Genomic DNA, 21,488 nt, shown 5'->3' with positions numbered 1-21,488 from the left:
CTATAACCCCTCCCGTCTGCGTAATGCGATAATCGCAAGCAATAAAAAGAGTGCTGAAATACCAAGATTTAAAAAGATAACGGGTAATGCAGCTCCTATGTCATTTGCATAAACAATTTTCATAATCGCTGTATTCGCCCATGTTAATGGTGATAAATTCGTAACTACATTTTCTTCAACTACGAAATATGCTCCTCCAAAAATAGAAGCTAATTGCACAACAACCATAATAATCGCTTTAGATGCTTCTCCTGTTTTTGTAATATATCCAATTCCTAATCCAAAGCTAATTGCAAGCAAGACTTCCGTTAATAAAATAAGAAAGATTACTCCAAGATGGTCACCCCAATTCGCCTTATAGACAAATTTACTAAAGAAAACGACGAGAAGTAGACAAAGCGTATTTGCTACAAGACTACCCAATATTTTTCCGATAAAAATTTCTGCTTTACTAACAGGTGCCGCAATTAAGCGATCACCCGTTTTTCTAAGTCGCTCTCCACGAATTAAATAACTTGCTCCCATCGCTGCATATAAAGCAATCATTGTCGTCATTACAATTGCATAGTAATCCATAGAGCTTGGTTTTTTAGCAGCTTGTAAAGATGTTTCTTTTATATAATCATCATGATTTCCATTTGAGATAACTGTGCTAACCTTACTAAGATCCACTTTCGCAACTTCTACTGCTACATTGTACTTATCAACAAATGTCGTAAGCATCCCTTCAATGATACTTCCTTCAACACTATTTCGATCACTCTCATATAATTTCACACCGTCTTTATTCATTTCTAAATATCCGGCATATTTATTTTGTTTCACTTCTTCTTTGCCATCTATTTCATTTGAGGCTTTTTTAAAGTGAATTCCCGATTTACTTGTTTCTTTCGCAAATGCTTCAAATGATTGAGAGAACGTACTACTTGCTTCATCTTTATATAATACTTGTATATCTTTAATAGACTGGCCTTCCCCATTAAATGCATTCGTTAAAGCTGTTCCTAATACAAGCATAAGCACAATTGGGAATGCCAACATAAAAACTAATGTTCTAATATCCCGAAAGTCTCTTTTGATGTGCATAATCGCAATATTGAAGATGTTCAATCGATGAACCTCCCTTTTTCTCTTAATAAAAATTTATTTATCTCGTAAGTTTCTGCCTGTCAGTGTAAGGAATACTGTTTCTAAGTTAGGCGCTTGTTCTTCTAACGAACGGATCTCAATATCATGATTAATAAAATGTTGAATAATTTTGTTTAAATTATTCAACCCTGCATCAGAATGCACTTTAATCACGTTCTCTTCGATTTGAACAGCTTTGACGCCATTAATCTCTTTTAATTTAGCTACGTCTAGATTTTCGACTGACTTCACTTCAATCCAAATATCCTTTGTATCTGTAATAATCGCTTTTAATTGTTCTTTCGTACCTTCTGCAATTACTTTACCGTGATCTACAATTGCAATTTTTGTACAAATTTCTTCTACTTCTTCCATATAGTGACTTGTATAAATAATTGTGCTCCCCATCTCATTTAATTTTCGTACAGACTGAAGAATGTAGTTTCTTGATTGCGGATCAATTCCAACGGTCGGCTCATCCATAATAATTAACTTCGGATGATGCGCAATGGCACAAGCAATGTTAAGTCTTCGTTTCATCCCACCCGAAAAGTTCTTTGGATAACTTTTATGTTTATCACTTAGTCCTACAAACTGCAATGCTTCTTCTACTCTCGCTTTTAATTCTGCACCTCGTAATCCATACAAACCCGCAAAGAATTTCACATTTTCATAGGTGGTTAACTCCTCATAAATTGCTATATCTTGCGGTACAATTCCAATGTTCATTTTCGCAAAACGATTATGTTTCTTTGTATTTTTTCCTAGTATGCTAATCTCACCTTCATTACTTCTTAACAACCCAGCAATCATATTAATTGTTGTACTTTTACCAGCACCGTTTGATCCTAGAAATCCAAATATCTCTCCTTCTTTAATAGCTAAAGACATATTATCTACTGCGATGAAATCACCAAATTTTTTTGTTAAATTTTTTATTTCTAATGCGTTCATCATTTCACCCCTATTTCAGTTTCTCTGCTGTTATTATAAACAAAAAGAATGAACCTGCTCAGTGCAGAAGTTCATTCTTTTCACATGAGAATATTCACTTTTTTCATATGAGATCATTCATCTCAATCATGTCTTACTGAATCGGCAACAACATTGTTACCGAAAAGCCATTCGTTCCATCTACAATTATTTTCCCATTAACAGACGCTGTTCTCTCCTCCATCCCAATAATACCGAGTCCTTTTTTAACAAAGACTACACCCTTTCCGTTATCTTTCACCTGTACCTTGACCATCTTGTTAAGTACATGAATATCTATTGAAATAACTGTCGCATCAGCATATTTCATCGCATTCGTTAACGCCTCCGTAATATTTTCACCAATGATTTTCCATTGGATAGGGGAAATTGTATCCAAATTCCCTTTATACACAAACGGAATTTTTATATCATGCTTGCTCGCAAACTCATCTATGAATAATTTCATACGATGAATTCCAATTTGTTCAGTTGGTGGTTTCATATTTTTAAGGGTAATTCTAATATTTTCAATCCCATCTTTAGAAATATGAATCGCATTTTGTAGTAACTCCGTAGCTTTGTCTTTATCTATTTCCATCAATCTCTTTGCTGCTTCCATTTGAATAAGTGCACCTGTCATGGAGTGACCAATTTTATCATGAATTTCTTGTGATAATCGATTTCGTTCTTCTAATTTAAATGTGTATTCTGATTGCCTTATGTATTCTTTATTTTCATGTAAACTTTTTGTGAGCCGCTGCATATCTTTTCGCATCTTATCATTTTGCTTTTCAAGCTTTAGTAATCGTACTATGTAACGGTCTGCCATCGTTAAAACAAGAAAACAAAATGCAGTAATGAGTCCATATGTCATTTGAACACTTTCATCCGCAAAAACGATAGGGAGAATCATAATGAAAAAGATCTGCCATTTCTTTTCTATGTAATAAGATACAATTTCGTATAAGTTCAAAGGTAAAAACAAAATAAAAAACGGATGAATCCTCCATGTAAACAAAGCGATAATACCGATTGATAGTCCAATTAATCTTTTTTTATACGCATCTTTTTTTAAAATAGAAATTGTCACGTTTACACAAAGGTACGAAAGCAAAGTAAATATAACCCACGGTAAGTTCGTAACATTTGAGTGAATATAACTGAACACTATATATAAGAAGACAATTAATTTACTTACAATGAACCAAAACTCCATAAAATCAGTCTACTTTCCCTGTTAAATAATAAATCGCAATTTGCGTACGATGTTCAAGACTCGTTTTCCCTAAAATAGACGTAATATAATTTGCAATTGTTCCTTCTGATATAAAAAGCTGTTTTGAAATTTCTTTATTAGAGAAACCTTTTGCAATTAATGCAATAATACTAAGTTCCCTCTCTGTAAAAAGAGTCTTATCTATTTTCGACTCCTCTTCTTTATTTTCCAGTAAGTTACACTTAATTTTATCAAGCACTACGTCTTGCATAACAGTTTGCCCGTTATATACTCCTTTTATCGCATCACGAATGCGCTCCGGGTCGTTATTTTTTAACAAATAACCTTTCGCTCCGTTTTTTACTGCCTCCAAAATATACTCATCATCATCAAATGTCGTTAAAATAAGCGGCTTTGTTTTTGTCTCCTCACAAATTAGCTTCGTCGCCTCTACACCATTCATATTTGGCATTCGAACATCTAAAAGTGCAATATCTACATCATGTTTTTTGCAATAATCTAGAGCCTCTTGCCCATCATTTACTGTTTCTAGCACTTCGAATTCTTCGTATGTACTTAAAATAATTTTCATGCCTTCTCTAATAAAAGAGTTATCATCGGCTATCAATACTTTTATTTTCATGTTTGTTAGTATAGGAGTTCCTCTACTAACATTCACATCCTTTCTCCATGTAACATTTCCCTATTTCTCATTATATACTTCTCTATAACATTTTTTCACACCTTTTGAAGTAGCCTCTTCTCTTAAAATATATTATTCTTTTTTTACATCATGTGTAGGGGGACTTCCCATTTCTTACGTCTATATAATAGAATGCGTCAAAAAGGAGGGAGAGAACCATTGAGGAAAAACAATTAATTGAAAAAGCACAACAAGGAAGTGAACATGCTTTTCGTATCCTTGTACAAACATATCGTCATTATATTTTCCAAGTTATTTTTGCTATTTTAAGACATGAGGAAGATGCACAAGATATCACACAAGAAGTATTCGTAAAGATTCACGCCTCTCTCCCTAACTATCAATTCCGCGGATTAAAAACGTGGATGGCACGGATTGCTACAAATCATGCCATTGATTATAAGAGAAAGAAAGAAAGGGAAAAAGTAGAGCTCTCCTTATCAAACGAAACTCAGGAAGATATAAAATCTTCTCATAATATTGAGGCATCGTTACTGAGGAAAGAGCAAAAATTGCTGATTGCTCAAAAACTAAGAGAACTTCCAGAGAATTATCGTGATGTCGTTCTCGCACATTACTTAGAAGAAAAAAGTTATCAAGAAATTGCTGCTCAACAAAATGCTGAAGTCAAAACAGTCGAAATGAAGCTTTATAGAGCAAGAAAATGGATCAAAAAACATTGGAAGGAGGAAGATTTTTTATGACGCATTTTTCAAAAGAAGCTTGGTGCAATTACACTTTAGATCTTCTATCACATAACGAACGTGAATCTATGGAACAACATCTTTATGAATGTGATCATTGTTTAGCACTTTATATGGAAATCATTGATGAACAAAATGAAAACCTTCCAATCATAAATGATGATTCATTTACAAATGAGGTTATGAAGCAAATCAAATTCGAAAAACTTAAGTCTGAAGAAAAAATGAGTAAGAAGCAACCAAGACAAATAAAAAGTACGCTCATTCACTACATAATTGCAACTGCAGCTACTTTAATTTTTATGGCAAGCGGTTTATTCCATTATATTTTCACAGTGACTTCTAGTTTTGAACAATCTTCCAAACAAAGTGGGATTTCGATTTCAAAACAAATTTTAAACAAAACTATACACACTTCAAAAACGAACGGAGGTTCAAAACATGAATAAAAACCCATTTTTAGCGCTAGTTCTAGGGTTGATTCCTGGGCTTGGACATTTATATTTAAAGCGAATTGGTCGTTTTATTATATATGGTGGTAGTTCATTATTATTATTTCTCGCTGCGATAGGCTTTACTATTAACTTCGGAAATCACGGGATTACTTTCCTTATCCTATTTTTATTAGCACTTGTATGGGGAATAAATATACTAGACTTAATTATTTCTATAGTGAATCAGTCATGGAAAAAAGAGAAAGACCTAACGCAAGAAGCAGCACGTGAAAGTGAACGATTTTATATCATTCTCTTATCCATCATCCCTGGACTTGGGCATTTCCAATTAGGACTTATGCAGCGTGGACTTACATTTTTAGTCGCTTTTACAGGACTAGGTAGCATGATTATATTCGTTACACTATTAACATCTCGTGAAAGCTTTCTTATCTTTCTCGCTACGTTACCTGTTCTATGGATTTATAATTTCTTCGATGTCGTCCAGCAGCTGCAGAAAAAAGAACGTTGGGAAATATTAGTCGATCGTACTATTTTCGAAGATTTTGAGGAGCACCGAGAACAAGGAAGGAAAAGTAAAACATTCGCTTCTATTTTAGCGATGTTCCCTGGAGCGGGTCATATGTATTTAGGCTTACAGCGCCGTGGTCTTCAACTAATGGCAGCCTTTTTACTTGCCATTTATATGCTTGATTTATTAAGACTTTCCGCCTTCTTATTTTTAGTACCTATCATTTGGTTTTATAGCTTTTTCGATACATTACAGCAAACATCCAAATACGGAAAAGAAGATTTACAAGACACACCTATTATCGATTATTTTATTAATCATCAAAAATGGCTTGGTATCGGACTCATCGGGTTAGGATGCTATTATTTACTAGATCAAACACTCCTCCCTATTTTTGACGATTATTTCGCTACTATATTCAATATTCATATTAGTGAATTATATTATCGCTATTTCCAAACATCTATCGTTGCCCTCCTTTTAATTGGTGGTGGCTTTAAATTATTACTAGGGAATAAAGAAGAAAAAGGCGGTGCTAAAGAATGAGAACATGGCGTGTAGGAACGATATCTATGGGGATTTCAATTATCACATTAGGTTGTTTCTTATTATTTTCAACTATAAAAGGTATACAAGTATTTGATAACTTCACAGCATGGTGGCCTATTCTTTTCATTGTGCTTGGCATCGAGATTTTACTATACGTTACATTCTCTAAAAAAGAGCAGCCTATTATTAAATATGATATATTTAGTATTTTCTTTATCGGCGCATTAGGGACCGTTGGAATTTCATTCTATTTCTTATTATCCACTGGATTACTAGAGGAGATTCGTTATTCCATTGGAACAACTGAGCAAACGAATAACATCCCAGAAGTGCAACATGACATCCCTGATTCTATTAAAAAGATTGTAGTTGATACGAGTAATACTCCTCTTACAATAGAAGGTAGTAACATTAATAAAGTGCATTTATTAGGAACATATGAAATGACTATGAAAGCAAATGAAAAGAACAAACTAAAACAGGAAGATTTCATTGCCATTCACACAGTTGGTGAAACAATGTATGTGACATTAAAACCATTACCTGTTCACCATAAATTCTTTGCTTCACAGTCAAGAATGACAGCAACACTTGTCCTCCCGCAGAATAAAAATGTGGAAATTCGCGGTTCTGAAAGAGAACTCTCTCTTTACCCAGGCCAATTACAAAGCAATTGGTCTGTACAAGAAAGATCAAACGTGTCTGTTCATCTTGTAAAAGATAGCGACATAACACTATCAGCAGTAACAAATCAAAAAGATTCTCATGGGAATACACCTTGGGAACATGTAGAAGAGTTAACGAAAAAGGTGAATAATTCTTCAAAAGAAAATCCAGATTCAAATCAGCAAGAACAATGGTATAAAAACACACTAAAGCTCGGAAACGGAACACATCAGCTAAACATTCAAAAAGCTTATAATACAAACATAAGCCTTCTTGAAGAATGAAACGCTAGCATATAATTGAGGAAGGAAACTTCTTCGGATACTAAAAACCTTCCACATGCATTTCATATCATGAGGAAGGTTTTTTTCTATATAAGTGCTTTAATCCCTTCCAAAACTAACCCAATCATAAACCCGCAAACAGCACCATTCACACGAATCCATTGCAAATCTTTGCCGACGTTATTTTCAATCATTTCAATCAATGTTTGATCGTCTAACTTATCAAGGTTTTCTTGTACAAGCTTTCCAATCTTGGAATGATTATTTTCAACAAGATTTACAATTTGCTTTTGCAACCAGCCTTCTATTTTTTGAACTGTTACTGGATCTTCTTTCACTTTGTTCATTTGCTTCGTTAAAAATGGAAGAAGATATTGATCTGCAAACTCTTCTTTTTTAATAAAAGCGACTGCTCTTACCTGCGCTTGTCCTAACAATTCTTTTATCTTGTCAGCCGCATTCCAATTTGCGATCCAACTTTCTTTCCAATTCTCTAATTCCTGTAATACCGCTTCATTTTCCTTCACATTAATAAGTTCTTGACGAACTTTCACTAATATAAGTTGTCTTGTGGTATTATCAGGATTTTGTAAACTACTAATATTACTAATCACGAACTTCTGCAATATGCTTCCGATTTTTTCTTCATCTACAATATTCATGAAAGATTTTAGAGTAAATTGCAAGAATCCATCCACTTTTATATTTTCCATCGCTTTCATGCCTAAACTTCCAAGTTGATAACGGGCTTCATCTTGAGCCGTCCACTCTTTCGCTTTAACTAACATGTAATCAAGTGTTTTTTCATCATATTCTTGTACAACCAATTGATCAATAAGGACTTGCAGTATATTTCCTGTATTAATCGTATGTAAATATGTTTTTAATTCTTTTTCAATTACAATAGCTAACTTTTCGATATCAATTTGAAGAATCGCTTTTTCAGCAATTGTAACAATCCCTTTTTTCACAGCATCAGATTGCAGCTCTCTTTCTGCAATCTGTAGCACCATTTGTGCTAACTTCATTTCCTTCACTTTATTTGTTATGCTTTCTTTTGTCAGCCAATCATTCTCCAGTGTGGAAACGAGGCCTTTCGTAATCCGTTTACGATTTTTTGGAAGTAGGGCTGTATGCGGAATTGGAATTCCCATTGGATGACGGAATAGTGCCGTGACTGCAAACCAATCAGCAAGCCCCCCTACTAATCCTGCTTCAAATCCACCTTGTACAATTGTTCCTATCATCGATTCCTGAAATGGAATAGTCGCCGCAAACCCTACTCCCATTACCCCAAGTGAAATACCCGCTAAATATTTTGACTGTAGTGACATTGTATATACACATCCTCTTATTTATGTAAAATGAAGCTTTCTATTGTATAACGAATTTATTAAGCTTATATCGTCAAGTCCTTACTTTCAAAAAAAGCCTATATCTATACTATAATGAACCACGTTAAAAATAACAAAAAAATTCGAATAAAAAAACACGGGGGTTAAACTACCCTCGTGTTAAATTACTTCTAGTTCTCTATCGCTAAATTCAAGCCTTTTTGATAATATTGCTTCCTCACTTCTTCAGGAACCATACTTCCACCAGTCCCCCAAATAATATGTGTACCCTTCCTCACTTTTTCTGTTACATTATGCTTCAATAAATAATCGGTTCCCTCTTTACATAATTTCATTGGTCCTATCATCCCTGCTAGTGCAGAAGGTTCTAAATGGAGCCCCTCTGTATCGACTAATTTCTTAAGTAACTTATACAACTGTTCATCGTTAACTGTATAACTACCACTTAAAAAAGGTTCCATAGTTTTACCCACAAATCCAGATGGTCTTCCTACAGCAAGTCCGTCCGCGTCTGTGACATTATCAATGCCAATATCTTGTACAGAAATTTTATCATGAAGTCCAGTCATTAAACCAAGTAACATACATGGAGAGTGGGTAGGTTCTGCAAAGAAACAATGGGCATTGTCTTTATACAATAACTTTAAGCCAAATGCTACTCCTCCAGGCCCACCACCTACTCCGCACGGAAGGTAAACAAATAAAGGATGTTCATCATTTACTGTTATCTCTAACTCTTCTAATTGTTTTTGCAAACGAGATGCCGCTACCGCATATCCTAAAAACAAATCATGGGAGTTTTCATCATCAACAAAATAGCAACTAGGGTCTGCATTTGCTTGCAGTCGCCCTTCTTCTACCGCTTTACTATAATCAGCTTCGTATTCAATCACTGTCACATTTTTACTTCTTAACAAATCTTTTTTCCACTCTTTTGCATCGGCTGACATATGAACAGTCACATTAAAACCTAACTTAGCACTCATAATACCTATACTAAGACCTAAATTTCCAGTCGAGCCTACTGCAATTGAATATTGCGAGAAGAAACTTCGAAACTTATCACTATCTAAAATCGAATAATCATCTTGTATCGTTAACATTTGATGTTGAAAAGCTAATTCCTCTGCATGTTTGAGAATTTCATAAATTCCCCCTCTTGCTTTAATAGATCCTGATATAGGAAGATGACTATCACACTTTAACAATAATTCACCTAATATAGGTTGTTGATAATCCTGTTCTAAGGATTGTTTCATGGAAGGAACTCTCACTAAAGGTGATTCTATGATACCGTTCATTCCTTTTGTTTCTGGAAAAACCTTAGCAATATATGGAGCAAAACGTTTCAACCTTTCCTCTGCATCCCTTACATCTTCTTGAGTGAGGGGGGATTTTTTAATTCCCGTTTGAAATTTTTCGATATTGGGATTAATCCAAAATACTTCTTCCATCGAAATGAGCCTGCTTAGTAAAGGATATTGGCCTTTCCATTTTTGTATATCTTTGCTTTCAATCTCCTTCATTTATCTAATCCTCCTAATTTTCTTGTAGCAATTTGCGCAATAAAATTACATTAAATTAATTTTAATACAGTTTAACATATAATCATTTTTATGTTAATTTTATTTACTTTAATTAAATTAAATTTAACACTTTGTTAAAGAGAATGCATTAGTAAAAGCCTAAACAAATTAAAGTTTCACTATGATATTGTAAGAAATTCAGCAACCGGTCCTAGTATAAGTACCGGCAGAAATGTTAAGGCACCTATTAAAAAGATAGTCCCAAGTAGAATTCCTCCAAATAGCCGATTATCTGTTTGAAAGGTTCCTCTAGTCTCAAGTACAACCTTTTTCCTTTTGAGTCCAACTGCGACGGCAAGCATTGTAATCACACCTAAATATCTACCAATATACATAACAATTCCCGTTGAAAGATTCCAAAAAGGCGTGTTATCCCTTAATCCTTCAAATCCGGATCCGTTGTTAACAGCAGATGACGTGTATTCATATATAATTTGCGTTAAACCATGAAAACCCGGATTAGAAATTGCATCTGTTCCTAGATTCGTAGAAAATGCAATCGCTGCAGTTCCAAGAATAAGTAATGGCTGAGACACAATCGTGACTGCTATTAACTTCATTTCTTTTCCTTCTATTTTTTTGTTAAGAAACTCCGGTGTACGTCCCACCATTAATCCGGCTAGAAACACAGCAATCATTGCATACATGACGACATTCATAAACCCAAGTCCGATCCCTCCAAACACGGTACCTAAAAGCATGTTTATAAGTGGAACCATTCCACCAATCGGTGTTAATGTGTCGTGTGTTGTATTAACACCACCTGTTCCAGAGGCACTTGTAACAGTTGCATATAAAGCAGAAGAGATGACGCCAAGACGAGTTTCTTTCCCTTCCATATTTCCTTGTGAACTTTCTATCCCTAATTGATTTAACAATGGATTCCCCTTCAATTCAGATATAGCAAGCGTACAAAATCCGATAATCAAAAGAATGAACATTGATATAAAAAACATTCTACCTTGTTTCCGATTGCCAACCATTCTTCCGTATACAAATGGAAAAGCCATCGGAATTAACATTTGTAACATCATTTGTAGCACGTTACTTATCATATTGGGATTTTCAAAAGGATGCGCAGAAACTGTTCCAAAAAAACCTCCTCCATTGTCACCAAGTTCTTTAATAGAAAGCAAAGACGCTACCGGTCCACGAGGAATTTCTTGTGCCGTTCCTTCCAACGTTTTCACAACAATTGTTGGATCCAGTGTTTGCGGTGTCCCTAAAACCACAAATATCAATGATGCCACAAATGAAATTGGCAATAATACTCTTGTAATTGCTTGTACAAAATCAACAAAGAAGTTTCCTATTCTTTTCCCCGCTAGTACACGAATAAACGTAATACCAATTGACAATGAAGTTGCAGGTGCCGCAAACATCATAAATGTCACACCTACCATTTGAGAGAAATATGATAAACTACTTTCTCCCCCATAGTGTTGTAAATTCGCATTCGTCATAAATGTAATTGCTGTATGAAATGCTAATGTTGGTTCTAATCCTAAAAAGTGATTCGGGTTTAATGGAAGAATCCCTTGTAATCGAAATATCGAATATACAACCAAGATACAGAAAAAATTTGTACTCATTAAGCAAAACATATATTGTTTCCAAGTCTGACTATGCCCTTTAATCCCAGCAACTTTAAATAAGATGTTTTCCAGTGGACCAAATACCTTTTGAAATGGTTCCTTACGCTGAAAAGCATTGTATATATAGTCTCCCATCGGTTTTGCAACAATTACGAATAGGCCAATTGTAATTAGACTTGTAAGCCAGTTCATCCTCTTTCCCCTCTCTGTTTCCATTACACCCAAAAACAAATGTTATATTTTACCATTAAGAGAATAAAAAGAAAACACCAGGTTGCACCTAGTGTTTTTTACACACACAAGCCCCCCTCTCAAAACGCTGACGAGGTTAGCTGTCGGATTCGGGCCTTGAGAGTAGCCCTACCTATAAAAGGATTCACCCCTAGTGACAATGCACAAATTTGGTTCCCCCGCTCCTGAAGTGGATTAAGCGATTTATTATTTGGCTGTAAAATCTACATTGAGCTATTCTGATTGTTAATATACTCCTCTAAATGATAGTTGTAAAGAGAGAGAAAACAAAAAAGAGGGAATCTTCACACAATAAATTCCCAATACATATGAATAATGCTAATATAAGTATAGTAGCACATGAAATAGTGAAAAATGATATCATTGGAAATCCCCCACTTCCATTTCCTATCCCTATGAGAAGCTTTGTAACCTTTATCCCCCTCTTACTTCTCAATTAATTGTTTGAATTTCTTTTCCAACTGATCCGGAGGTAATACTCCACGCGCTTGATCTACAATAATCCCATCTTTATCAACAAAAAACGTTGTTGGCAGTGAAACAATTTTATAATCAAGTCCCGCCACCCCATCCATATCTAATAAAACTGGGAACTTAAATCCAAAACGATCTGCAAACGCCTTTGCTTCTTGTACTGCATCTCCAATCGTTGCATTCACCGCAAAAATTTCGATTTCACCTTTATATTTATCGTAAAGACGAACTAAGTCCGGCGCTTCCATTTCACATGGTCCACACCATGACGCCCAGAAGTTGATAACATACGGTTTTCCTTTTGCATCATTTAATGAATAAAGCTTTCCGTCTAATCCTTTTAGTGTGATTTTCGGCGCCTTAAATCCTACTTGAGGTAATACTTCTTTCTCTTGCAGTGCTGCTTGTTTTGCTTTCCGTTCTTTTTCTTCTTGCTTGGAATTATAAAAGTTAACTCCAGCCCAAATAAGTGCTCCAGCTAGTATAATTACAATTAATTTTTTCACTATTTTTCCTCCTATTATCGAGTTCACTTTTTATTTAACTTCGGTATATCACACACCTTTCCTTTATTCATTCATACTTTTTACTTTTCATCTTTTGTTGCAGAAGGAAAGCCACTCTCCTGTAGCGAAATTTTATCAATAATAAAAATCTATTAGGTGGTGCTTCATTATGAAGTTAGCTGTAATTGGCGGAGGTTATCTCGAACAGACAGATCATTTCCATATAAATCAACGACTTATAGAACTAACTGGGAAACAATCTCCAAGAGTATTGTTTATCCCAACAGCAAGCAATGATGATGAAGGTTATATAAAAGAATTTAGAGAAACATTTGAAAAGCAGTTAGGGTGTGATGTTCACATTCTATGTTGCATAAAAGAAAGCTATAGCGAAGATACAATAAGTGAAATGATTCATTTTGCTGATTTCATCTATCTAGGCGGAGGAAATTATATCAATATGCTTGAAAAGTGGAAAGAAAACAAAATAGATGAAAAGTTAATAGCAGCCCTACACAATGGAACATTCATTGCAGGATATAGCTCTGGTGCTATGTGCTGGTTTACAACCGGCTTCCGTTCTAATTATAAAGGAGATGGCTATATAGAAAGCGATGGCTGGAATATGGTAAACAAACACTTCTGTCCCCATTACAATCAGCCAGATAGAGCAACTGCTTTCCATTTATTCTTACAAAATCATGCATGTGATATAGATGGAATTGCTTTAGAGGATAATTGTGCTTTATATATAACAGAAAATTCCTTTGAGATTATCGGAGATCCAGAGAAAGCTTGGGAATTCTATATGAATGATGGAAAACTCATAAGACACCATTTTGATGTAACTTTGAAAAGTTATTTATGAGTTCTTTGTACTCATACAAAATAAAAATGTCCCTAAGCTTTCAAGCTTAGGGACATTTTTATTTACTTTCAATCTAACTAACAAGTCGCGTAATCCGTTTCTTCTGCCATGAAAGTTTATAATACCCATATTGTAAAAGTAAACTCACAATAAATGCTGCTGGATATCCAATCCATATACCCTTTATACCAAGACTTGTATGATACGAAAGGTAATAAGCAACAGGAACTTCTACAAGCCAAATTGATACAACACTGATAATAGTCGGCCATAGTACGGTTCCACTTGCCCGCATTGTCGCACCAATAATTTGCGCATGACCGAAAATTAAATAACTCCATAATGTAATCATCACTAAACTATGAGCAATTTCGATTGTATTTGGACTTGTTAAGAACAACGATAAAATTTCTCTTGAGAACAAATAAATAAGAGCAATTAATACCCCGCCGATGATATAATTCATCACAATACCTGCCCGAACAACTTTCTGTAATCGATCGAATTGATTCGCACCAATGGATTGTGCAGCAAAAATGGATACTGTAATTCCAAGACTCACTGCTGGCATTTGTACATAACTTGCCACTTGGTTCACGACTCCATAGGCTGCGGTCGCATCAGAACCGAAGCGATTTACAAATGCAATGACTGCAATCTCAGATAACGAAACTAATATCATATTAATACTTGCTGGAATACCAAGACGTAGTAATAACTTTAATAATTCCCAATCCATCCGAAGATATTTTCGTACTGCCCCATCCAATTGCAATGGATGATTTTTCTTCTTTAAATAAATAAGCATTACAACAAATGTTATAATCGTTGATATAACAGAAGCATAAGCTGCTCCATAAACATCAAGTTCCGGCAACCCTAACCAACCAAAAATAAGAACAGGCAACAATATCATGTTCAATACTGTACTAACAATTAAAAAGTAAAATGGCGTTTTGGAATCTCCTGTACCTCGCATAAATGTTGTATATGCAAAATATAAGAATAAGACCGGCATTGAAATAAATAAGATACGTGCATAGTGAACACTCATATCAATAATGTTTTCTGGTGTACCCATAAGACGCATAATGTCCATTGCGAATATACTTCCAACTATCGCTAAAATGACTCCAATAACAAATGTAAAGGTCAATGTTGTACCAACGATTGCTTTTAAACGATCTTCATTACGAGCACCAAACGCTTGCCCAATCAAAATTGAACTACCAGAGCCAATTCCAATTACAAATGAAACAAGTAGAAAGAACAATGGAAAGAATGCAGAAATGGCCGCTAAATCATTCACACCGAGCCATCGTCCTACCACTACCATCCCAAACAATTGTCCAACTGATTGTAATACATTACTTAAAAGTAAAGGAACTAAGAACATGGACATTGATTTCCATATCGGTTTCTTTTCCTTCTCGTGATTTTGTGATTCTACACCTTCTTGGGTGTTATCTGTAGGTGATTTCAAAATTCATTTCTCCTTTCTTTTGTCTTTTTCTTATAACTTAACCCAATATTTACTTCCATCAGCTGTTCGATCTAGAAAACCATATTCAATTAAATACCTTCTCAAGGTTACAAAATCCGGATACACACTTTCTAAAATTTGATTCACTTCTTTTTCTGTATACTTCTCACTACTATCAAACTTTTTCACTAAATGTCTCAATATGATAAGTTTACGCTTTTGTTTCTTCGGAAATTTAACAAGCGGCCCATTTAATCCTTCGGTAAAATGCAATTTCAACACTTCATCATTCTCTTCTTCCGTAATGTTATATCTGTCATCCACCATTGTAGCTGTGCGGTGAATCGGTAAAAATTTAGACTGCACTTTTGATTTTTCTTCTGACAATTCCATCAGCGTTAAAAACACCTTAGCCTGTTTCATCTTCTCCCGTAATGTAAATCGATGATTACGAATTGTCGATGTACTGCCTCCATCCATCTCTTTCACAATTTCTTTATCATTTAAACCCATATAAAAAAACTGCACCATTTTCTTTTGTAAATCTGTTAAACCTGTAAACTTCTTATCCAGACTTAATAAATATGCGAACATAGATGTATGTTCCTTTTCAATATGTAGCTGTGCGAATTTCTCTGCTTCATATAAAACATTATGATCTTGATAAATAACACCTTTTATAAAAGTTTCTCCGCAAGCTAAGCAAATATATTCTTCTGTATCCTCTTCAAATACATATCCTTTTTTTAATTCTTCAACTGAAGCATCCCAAAACTTCTCTGAAACATCACCCATACTAAACAATCCTCCAAAAAGTTTATTATAAACCCAAACAAATTACGATATCGTTTATCCTCTTTATCATATTAGCATGAACTTCACAAACATTTCAACATTACGTTTACTTATTTTATAAACAAATTTAAAAACGTTTGTATACAATGTGAAATGAAAGGGATTTTATAATTAATAAAAAAACAAAAATCCGTGAAAAGATTTTTGTTTTTTTACGCCCGATTATATCGCCTTATTTACGCTTCATGTTCATTTCCATATCATGATCAAAAGCAACAGATTACTGTTTCACCACAACATCTATCAAGATCTTACTTACTTTTATGATTTCTTTTTTATCATTTTAACCGAGAAGACCCCCTCCTCTAAACGAAGTGAAGGTGGGGGATGAATCGGTTTTTTCTTTTTAAAAAAAACGTCTCTTTTTTGTAGAACATATGTTTGTTTCGGTGTATAATGATCTTATCAAATAAAATGAGGTGAGAACAGGTGAAGAAAGCGTATTTTTCGAAACGGATCTATAAGATAGATTTACCGCATGAAATGGTAGATGCATTGGCAGAGACAATCGAAACATGTAATCAGGCGAAGCGCTTTGCGTTTCAAATGATTGTTCGAGAAAAACGTTGGAACCGTAAGATATATACAGACAGTCTTCATCTCTTTCTCAAGCGGAAATATCAATTGAATGATTATTATGCAAACAGTGCGGCGCAAGAAGCGAAGGCGCTGTTTACAGGTTTAATGGCGTTACAAAAACGATATGAGAAACAAACACAAGAGAAAATTAAGAAACTTAAGAAAAAGTTGAAACAAGAACAGACAAAACTGACAAACCTTCGTAAAATCAAACAAAGTTGTGTGAAAGGAAAGCTGACATTTTCAAAAAACACTCACTTCGCGAAGCACAGCACTCTCATCTCCTTATCCCGTAAAAAAGACACATTGATTTGGCTGAATGAATATCTGTTTGAGCACCAATACTTGGATGTTCAAATGAAAAGGATTCAGGCGAAAATCGGCCTTTTAACCCACAGGCAGTACCGTTTAAATCAGAAACTTACATCATATAAAACGCATATTCCAAGCGCAGTATTTGGAAGCAAAAAACTATTTCGCTCTCAATTTACCACCCGCGAGTTTGTACGTAACCATGACAAATGGAAAACAGTATTTTCCCGTGCTCGAAATAAACAACTCATTCTATCTGGCCGTAAAGATGCCAAACATGGGAATTTTGTGTTTCAGTATGTGCCTGAGACAAAGGGATTATGGATGACGACAAGTTCCGGAAAAACACTTATGTTTCCAGCTGTTACGTTCCCGTATGGGCAAGAAGTCATTGAGAAAGTAATCACAACCCAATTACAGTGTAAGAATAAGAAAAAGCATGGCAAACCGATTGCGTGGTCTCTGGAAGACTATGGGGCGTATTATATTGTGAAATGTTTAGTCGATGTACCGGAAAATCCCCAAACAAATTATAGTACATCAGATGGCGCGATTGGTGTGGATTGTAATCTTGAGCATTTTGCTTGGGCAAATGTAACGAAGGATGGAAATTACAAAGGAAGTGGTGCCCTTGTTTTTTCTATCATGGGTAAATCCACAGGACAAATCACAAAGATCATCGAAGTGGAAGCGATTCGCTTAGTGGACTTAGCGGAGCGGTATAACAAGCCGATTGTCATCGAGAAGTTAGATACAACCCAATCGAAAACAGGGAATCGATATGGAAATAAACATGCGAATCGAATGAGGAGTATGTTCGCTTATGAGAAGATGACAAGTGCAATTCTGAATCGTGCAGATAAAAGGGGCGTGGCTGTCTTTCAAGTGAATCCCGCTTACACTTCAATCTCCGGAAAGATGAAATACATGCGCAAATTCGGCATCTCTATTCATCAATCTGCGGCTTTTACGATTGGTCGCCGAGGGTTAGGGTATAAAGAAAAAGTACCTGGGGTGCTTCAGCCTTATCTTCCAAAGAAAGACGCACATCACTGGAGCCATTGGCATCAATTAAACAATCGATTGGATATTCGCACGCATCATTTCTATCAGCTATACGATGTAGATCAGCCGAAAGAGGCCTTACAGATCGAGCGATTAGACGTATTTGAAAGTGAAAAGAAAAAGCTAACAAAATTGTTTGCATAAAGAAAAAAGAACACCTTGTCCCAGTCTCTTACACTTGTTACCAGAGCAGATAACAAGTCTAGGAACTGGATGCATGACCAAGTGTTCTACACCTCGATATAAGAAAAAAGTAGCTGTACCTGTTTTGTTTTCCACGGAAGATAGAATAGGTCGCCTTACATAAGGGCACTACGGAACTTCTATATCGTTGTATCCTCTTTGTTGAACGAGAGGAACTGTTTTTGTGAGGACAGAGACAGGAGAATCCCCCACCTCAAGCTCTTGTAGAGGTAGGTGGGGGTAGTTCAATCGTTAGTTGGTTCCAATCCCCTCGAGATCTATTCGAATATTCACAACCATTCAAGGTAAAAAGACATGCACACAGTACACCTATCATAATACCTTTTTTACAACTCACGCTAAACCACCCTTAATCGTAAAAACTAGGCAAAGTATTCATTCGTTACCAAATCTCAAGTATAAATAGCATCATTCATATTTTTAAATATTACATGAATTCACTTAGAACAAAATATGCAATTACGCATACTGATTTTATTAATCATAATATTATGATTAAATTATTTAACGTAGTAAGAATTCAGGGGTGAATAGAAATGAAATTCAAAGTAAAAAAAAATCCTATACATGTATTTATCTTTATATTAGTGACCATTATTTTGTGTACACAAATTTCCCTTCAAAGTGATGATCATATCTATTTTAGTTGTATTATGCTATTGAATCTCTTCAACTTTTTCTCTCTTTATAGATCTACTTATGAAATAACTAATCATTCACTTGTCGTTAAGTACTTTTTTACAAATACTGAAATTCCCTTTGAAAATATACGTCACATAAAATATTATGGAAAACAATTAGATTCGGAAAAATGGACCAGACAACGATTAGAAATTATGTATGAACTATTTGATACTTTAACGGTTTGTGTGCCAAAAGAAGAAGAAAAATTTATCAGTTTATTAAAAGACAAATGTCCCAACCTAAAAGTAATTGACAAACCTACCAATTAATCATATTAGCAAGTTTGTCTATCATATGAATTGTCAAACTTGCTAATTTCCTTCTTTCCCGTTAATCAGAATCACTTGACTTATTATACGTTCAGTTTCCTGACCCTAAAGTGAAAAGCAGTTGAGTTTTTCTTCATCTCCCACTGAGTATTATCCCTCACCAATCCGACTTTTACGGACAGTTAATCCCCAGCCTAACTTCTTTGCTTTCACCGAATTTTGAGATGAAGGTTTTACTGCCCGCAAATAGCAGGATAAATGAAACTCCCTCTTATTTCTTATCTATCTGTTTCTCAAGATAACATTACTGCTTCCTCTCTATTCAATCCGCTCCATATAAGTGCAATCTATACCCCCCACACAAATTTTTTATTTTTATAGGCAAATTCAAAAATAGTTTGTTGTAATCCGGACAAAAGATAAATATGTTTACTTTTTAATCCGACGTTATTCATCTGAAAATATAATATACATCCACAAAAAATAGAGATTTTATTATGACAATCATCATATTTTGTACTTCGCACTGCTATAGGAATCATTACTGATAAAACTTGTATTCTCTTTGCTAAGGTATGTATCAAACTATATTTACTGGAGGGATAAAGATGAAAAAAGCGCTTTACATCAACATTGGTGGAGAAGGACATGTAAATCCAACACTTGGATTAGTAAATGATTTAGTAAAACGAGGAGAACATATCACCTATTATTCATCCAATCATTTTGAAGAAAAAATCAAAAAAGCCGGTGCCCAGTTCCGTCCCGTTGATCAAAAGGCACACAGAAAACTTGCAGAAAGTATGGGTCTTATGGCTTCCCAGCCTCAAGAATATTTATTGCAATTTCTAAATGCAATGGAAATGATCACCGACTCCATCCTAGAAGAAATTTCCAACGAAACGTATGATTATATTATATACGATGCACAGTCTTTACCTGGAAAATGGATTGCCCACCAAAACAAATTATTATCTATTGCAACTTGGACCACTTTTGCATATTCACAAGATCCAAAAATAAATATGTCCCTGACAGGAATAGATGATATGGAACAAAAACAAGAGCGTTTGACCATGCTAAAAGCATTTTTACAATTAGAAGAAATCGCCAAACGCAAACAATATTTAGAAAACAAATACGAACTTCCATTATCTTACAACTTCTTACTTTGTCCTGGTTCAGAAGATTTAAATATCGTCTTCACTTCTTCCTATTTCCAAAGGAATAGCAGCGCTTTTAAGAATAACTATATTTTTGTCGGACCTTCCATTACTAAAAATGAAACTGCAAACGATTTTCCAATGAATCTATTAAAAGACACACATGTGATTTACATTTCTATGGGAACGATAATGAACAACCAGCCAAACTTCTATCAAAAGTGCTTTACCGCTTTAAAAGATTTAAAGGTTAAAGTGGTGCTTAGTATAGGCAAACAATTAAAAGCAGAGCAGCTAAAGAATATACCCGATAATTTTATTGTTCGAAACTATGTTCCTCAATTAGATGTACTTCGCCAAACTGATGTCTTTATTAGCCATTGTGGAATGAATAGCACCAGTGAATCACTTTATTTTGAAGTACCCTTAGTTATGCTTCCTATCATAAATGATCAACATACGATTGCTGAACGAGTGAAAGAACTTGGTGCAGGAGCTATGTTAAATATTCAACAACTATCGGCGGAGGATATCAAAGAAGCTGTTAGTGAAGTGTTAAGGAATCCTATTTATAAGAACAATACGAAAAAAATTAGTCAATCATTTCGTAACGCGGGTGGTTATTCTAGGGCTGCTAATAAGATTTTCAAATTTACTCGTTCATGAAAATCATTAAAGATCCATGTTTTCACTAACATAGATCTTTTTTCATAGCCCATAGGCATTATCTTGTAGCTCCAATTACCGGATTTACTTTTAATCTAAACTCTTTTCCTTCTCTCAATAAATTTAAGTGTAACAAATCCTACGATGAAAGATAAAAAAACGAAGAATAATTGTATGTAGTCAACATCAAAGAAGTGATTAGCAGATACTGCTGGAGTTATTGTTGCAACGCTCGTCCAATCCCGTGAATCCTGCATGTAAAAGTATGTGAATATAGTTCTTGGTAACAATTGTAATACGATAAATGTAATCAGCACCGCTAGTGTAGAAATGGCGTATTTCATTCTCCTCACCTGCCTTTCATTTCAAATATTTTACCAT

19 protein-coding genes and 1 riboswitch are annotated in these 21,488 nt (G+C 34.8%); of the genes, 8 read left to right on the top strand and 11 right to left on the bottom strand.

Going from position 1 to position 21,488, the window contains the following annotated elements; all coding sequences use genetic code 11:
• From NSQ40_RS09185 to NSQ40_RS09170, 4 genes are all read right to left on the bottom strand, one after another.
• On the bottom strand, nt 1-1,110 hold the full coding sequence (locus NSQ40_RS09185; RefSeq protein WP_033797405.1) for an ABC transporter permease: 1,110 nt from the start codon (nt 1,108-1,110) through the stop codon (nt 1-3).
• Nucleotides 1,111-1,143: 33 nt separating this feature from the next.
• Entirely contained in the window at nt 1,144-2,082 is a 939-nt protein-coding gene (locus NSQ40_RS09180) for an ABC transporter ATP-binding protein (RefSeq protein WP_018766726.1), read from the bottom strand.
• A gap of 133 nt (nt 2,083-2,215) precedes the next feature.
• Nucleotides 2,216-3,319 (bottom strand): sensor histidine kinase, encoded by a 1,104-nt coding sequence (locus NSQ40_RS09175; protein WP_033797406.1) that lies wholly within the window; start codon nt 3,317-3,319, stop codon nt 2,216-2,218.
• 4 nt (nt 3,320-3,323) lie between these two features.
• Nucleotides 3,324-3,962, bottom strand: a complete 639-nt coding sequence (locus tag NSQ40_RS09170; RefSeq protein WP_026008651.1) for a response regulator transcription factor — start codon at nt 3,960-3,962, stop codon at nt 3,324-3,326.
• A 218-nt stretch (nt 3,963-4,180) separates the two neighbouring features.
• Here NSQ40_RS09170 and NSQ40_RS09165 point away from each other — a divergent pair, with 218 nt between their 5' ends.
• The 4 genes from NSQ40_RS09165 to NSQ40_RS09150 are packed head-to-tail and all read left to right on the top strand — an operon-like array spanning nt 4,181 to nt 7,191.
• Nucleotides 4,181-4,726 carry an RNA polymerase sigma factor gene (locus tag NSQ40_RS09165; RefSeq protein ID WP_255258779.1) on the top strand — a complete coding sequence of 182 codons (546 nt, stop codon included), beginning with the start codon at nt 4,181-4,183 and terminating at the stop codon, nt 4,724-4,726.
• A complete protein-coding gene (locus tag NSQ40_RS09160) occupies nt 4,723-5,175 on the top strand; it encodes a hypothetical protein (protein WP_033797407.1) in 453 nt (150 codons plus the stop codon). Before NSQ40_RS09165 ends, NSQ40_RS09160 begins: the two co-directional genes overlap by 4 nt.
• Nucleotides 5,168-6,238, top strand: coding sequence for a hypothetical protein (locus NSQ40_RS09155; RefSeq protein WP_341286097.1), 1,071 nt, complete (start codon nt 5,168-5,170; stop codon nt 6,236-6,238). The genes NSQ40_RS09160 and NSQ40_RS09155 overlap by 8 nt, the downstream gene beginning before the upstream one ends.
• Nucleotides 6,235-7,191 carry a LiaF transmembrane domain-containing protein gene (locus NSQ40_RS09150; RefSeq protein WP_018766732.1) on the top strand — a complete coding sequence of 319 codons (957 nt, stop codon included), beginning with the start codon at nt 6,235-6,237 and terminating at the stop codon, nt 7,189-7,191. The genes NSQ40_RS09155 and NSQ40_RS09150 overlap by 4 nt, the downstream gene beginning before the upstream one ends.
• A gap of 86 nt (nt 7,192-7,277) precedes the next feature.
• Here the strand turns inward: NSQ40_RS09150 and NSQ40_RS09145 are convergent, their stop codons facing one another.
• The 4 genes from NSQ40_RS09145 to NSQ40_RS09130 all read right to left on the bottom strand — a co-directional run bounded on the left by NSQ40_RS09145 (nt 7,278) and on the right by NSQ40_RS09130 (nt 12,959).
• A complete protein-coding gene (locus NSQ40_RS09145) occupies nt 7,278-8,525 on the bottom strand; it encodes a DUF445 domain-containing protein (RefSeq protein ID WP_003196647.1) in 1,248 nt (415 codons plus the stop codon).
• Between the two features lie 191 nt (nt 8,526-8,716).
• Nucleotides 8,717-10,072, bottom strand: a complete 1,356-nt coding sequence (locus NSQ40_RS09140) for a D-serine ammonia-lyase (RefSeq protein ID WP_003196645.1) — start codon at nt 10,070-10,072, stop codon at nt 8,717-8,719.
• Nucleotides 10,073-10,251: 179 nt separating this feature from the next.
• A complete protein-coding gene (gene kdpA / locus NSQ40_RS09135; RefSeq protein WP_033796032.1) occupies nt 10,252-11,919 on the bottom strand; it encodes a potassium-transporting ATPase subunit KdpA in 1,668 nt (555 codons plus the stop codon).
• Between the two features lie 109 nt (nt 11,920-12,028).
• Nucleotides 12,029-12,170, bottom strand: a riboswitch (cyclic di-AMP (ydaO/yuaA leader).
• A 234-nt stretch (nt 12,171-12,404) separates the two neighbouring features.
• Nucleotides 12,405-12,959 carry a TlpA family protein disulfide reductase gene (locus NSQ40_RS09130; RefSeq protein ID WP_018766734.1) on the bottom strand — a complete coding sequence of 185 codons (555 nt, stop codon included), beginning with the start codon at nt 12,957-12,959 and terminating at the stop codon, nt 12,405-12,407.
• Between the two features lie 169 nt (nt 12,960-13,128).
• Here NSQ40_RS09130 and NSQ40_RS09125 point away from each other — a divergent pair, with 169 nt between their 5' ends.
• Nucleotides 13,129-13,827, top strand: a complete 699-nt coding sequence (locus NSQ40_RS09125) for a Type 1 glutamine amidotransferase-like domain-containing protein (RefSeq protein WP_003196629.1) — start codon at nt 13,129-13,131, stop codon at nt 13,825-13,827.
• Nucleotides 13,828-13,900: 73 nt separating this feature from the next.
• On the opposite strand, the gene NSQ40_RS09120 is transcribed toward NSQ40_RS09125, so the two are convergent.
• Both NSQ40_RS09120 and NSQ40_RS09115 read right to left on the bottom strand, forming a co-directional pair.
• Nucleotides 13,901-15,310, bottom strand: coding sequence for an MATE family efflux transporter (locus NSQ40_RS09120; RefSeq protein ID WP_003196627.1), 1,410 nt, complete (start codon nt 15,308-15,310; stop codon nt 13,901-13,903).
• Between the two features lie 30 nt (nt 15,311-15,340).
• The gene (locus NSQ40_RS09115; protein WP_003196625.1) at nt 15,341-16,105 is read right to left on the bottom strand and encodes a DUF2087 domain-containing protein; all 765 of its coding nucleotides are present in this window, start codon (nt 16,103-16,105) and stop codon (nt 15,341-15,343) included.
• A gap of 489 nt (nt 16,106-16,594) precedes the next feature.
• On the opposite strand from NSQ40_RS09115, the gene NSQ40_RS09110 reads away from it, so the two are divergent.
• The 3 genes from NSQ40_RS09110 (at nt 16,595) to NSQ40_RS09100 (ending at nt 21,107) form a co-directional block, all read left to right on the top strand.
• Nucleotides 16,595-18,265 (top strand): IS200/IS605 family accessory protein TnpB-related protein, encoded by a 1,671-nt coding sequence (locus NSQ40_RS09110; protein WP_341286096.1) that lies wholly within the window; start codon nt 16,595-16,597, stop codon nt 18,263-18,265.
• Between the two features lie 596 nt (nt 18,266-18,861).
• Nucleotides 18,862-19,278 (top strand): PH domain-containing protein, encoded by a 417-nt coding sequence (locus NSQ40_RS09105; protein ID WP_033796031.1) that lies wholly within the window; start codon nt 18,862-18,864, stop codon nt 19,276-19,278.
• Nucleotides 19,279-19,886: 608 nt separating this feature from the next.
• Nucleotides 19,887-21,107 carry a macrolide family glycosyltransferase gene (locus tag NSQ40_RS09100; protein WP_258248404.1) on the top strand — a complete coding sequence of 407 codons (1,221 nt, stop codon included), beginning with the start codon at nt 19,887-19,889 and terminating at the stop codon, nt 21,105-21,107.
• Between the two features lie 95 nt (nt 21,108-21,202).
• On the opposite strand, the gene NSQ40_RS09095 is transcribed toward NSQ40_RS09100, so the two are convergent.
• Complete coding sequence (locus tag NSQ40_RS09095; protein WP_018764369.1) at nt 21,203-21,451, bottom strand: hypothetical protein; 249 nt, start codon at nt 21,449-21,451, stop codon at nt 21,203-21,205.
• Between the last annotated feature and the right edge of the window lie 37 nt (nt 21,452-21,488).

Origin of the sequence: Bacillus sp. FSL K6-6038 (assembly GCF_038050455.1) — a bacterium.
GTDB lineage: Bacteria > Bacillota > Bacilli > Bacillales > Bacillaceae_G > Bacillus_A > Bacillus_A pseudomycoides.
This window is presented reverse-complemented; position numbering and strand designations above follow the sequence as displayed.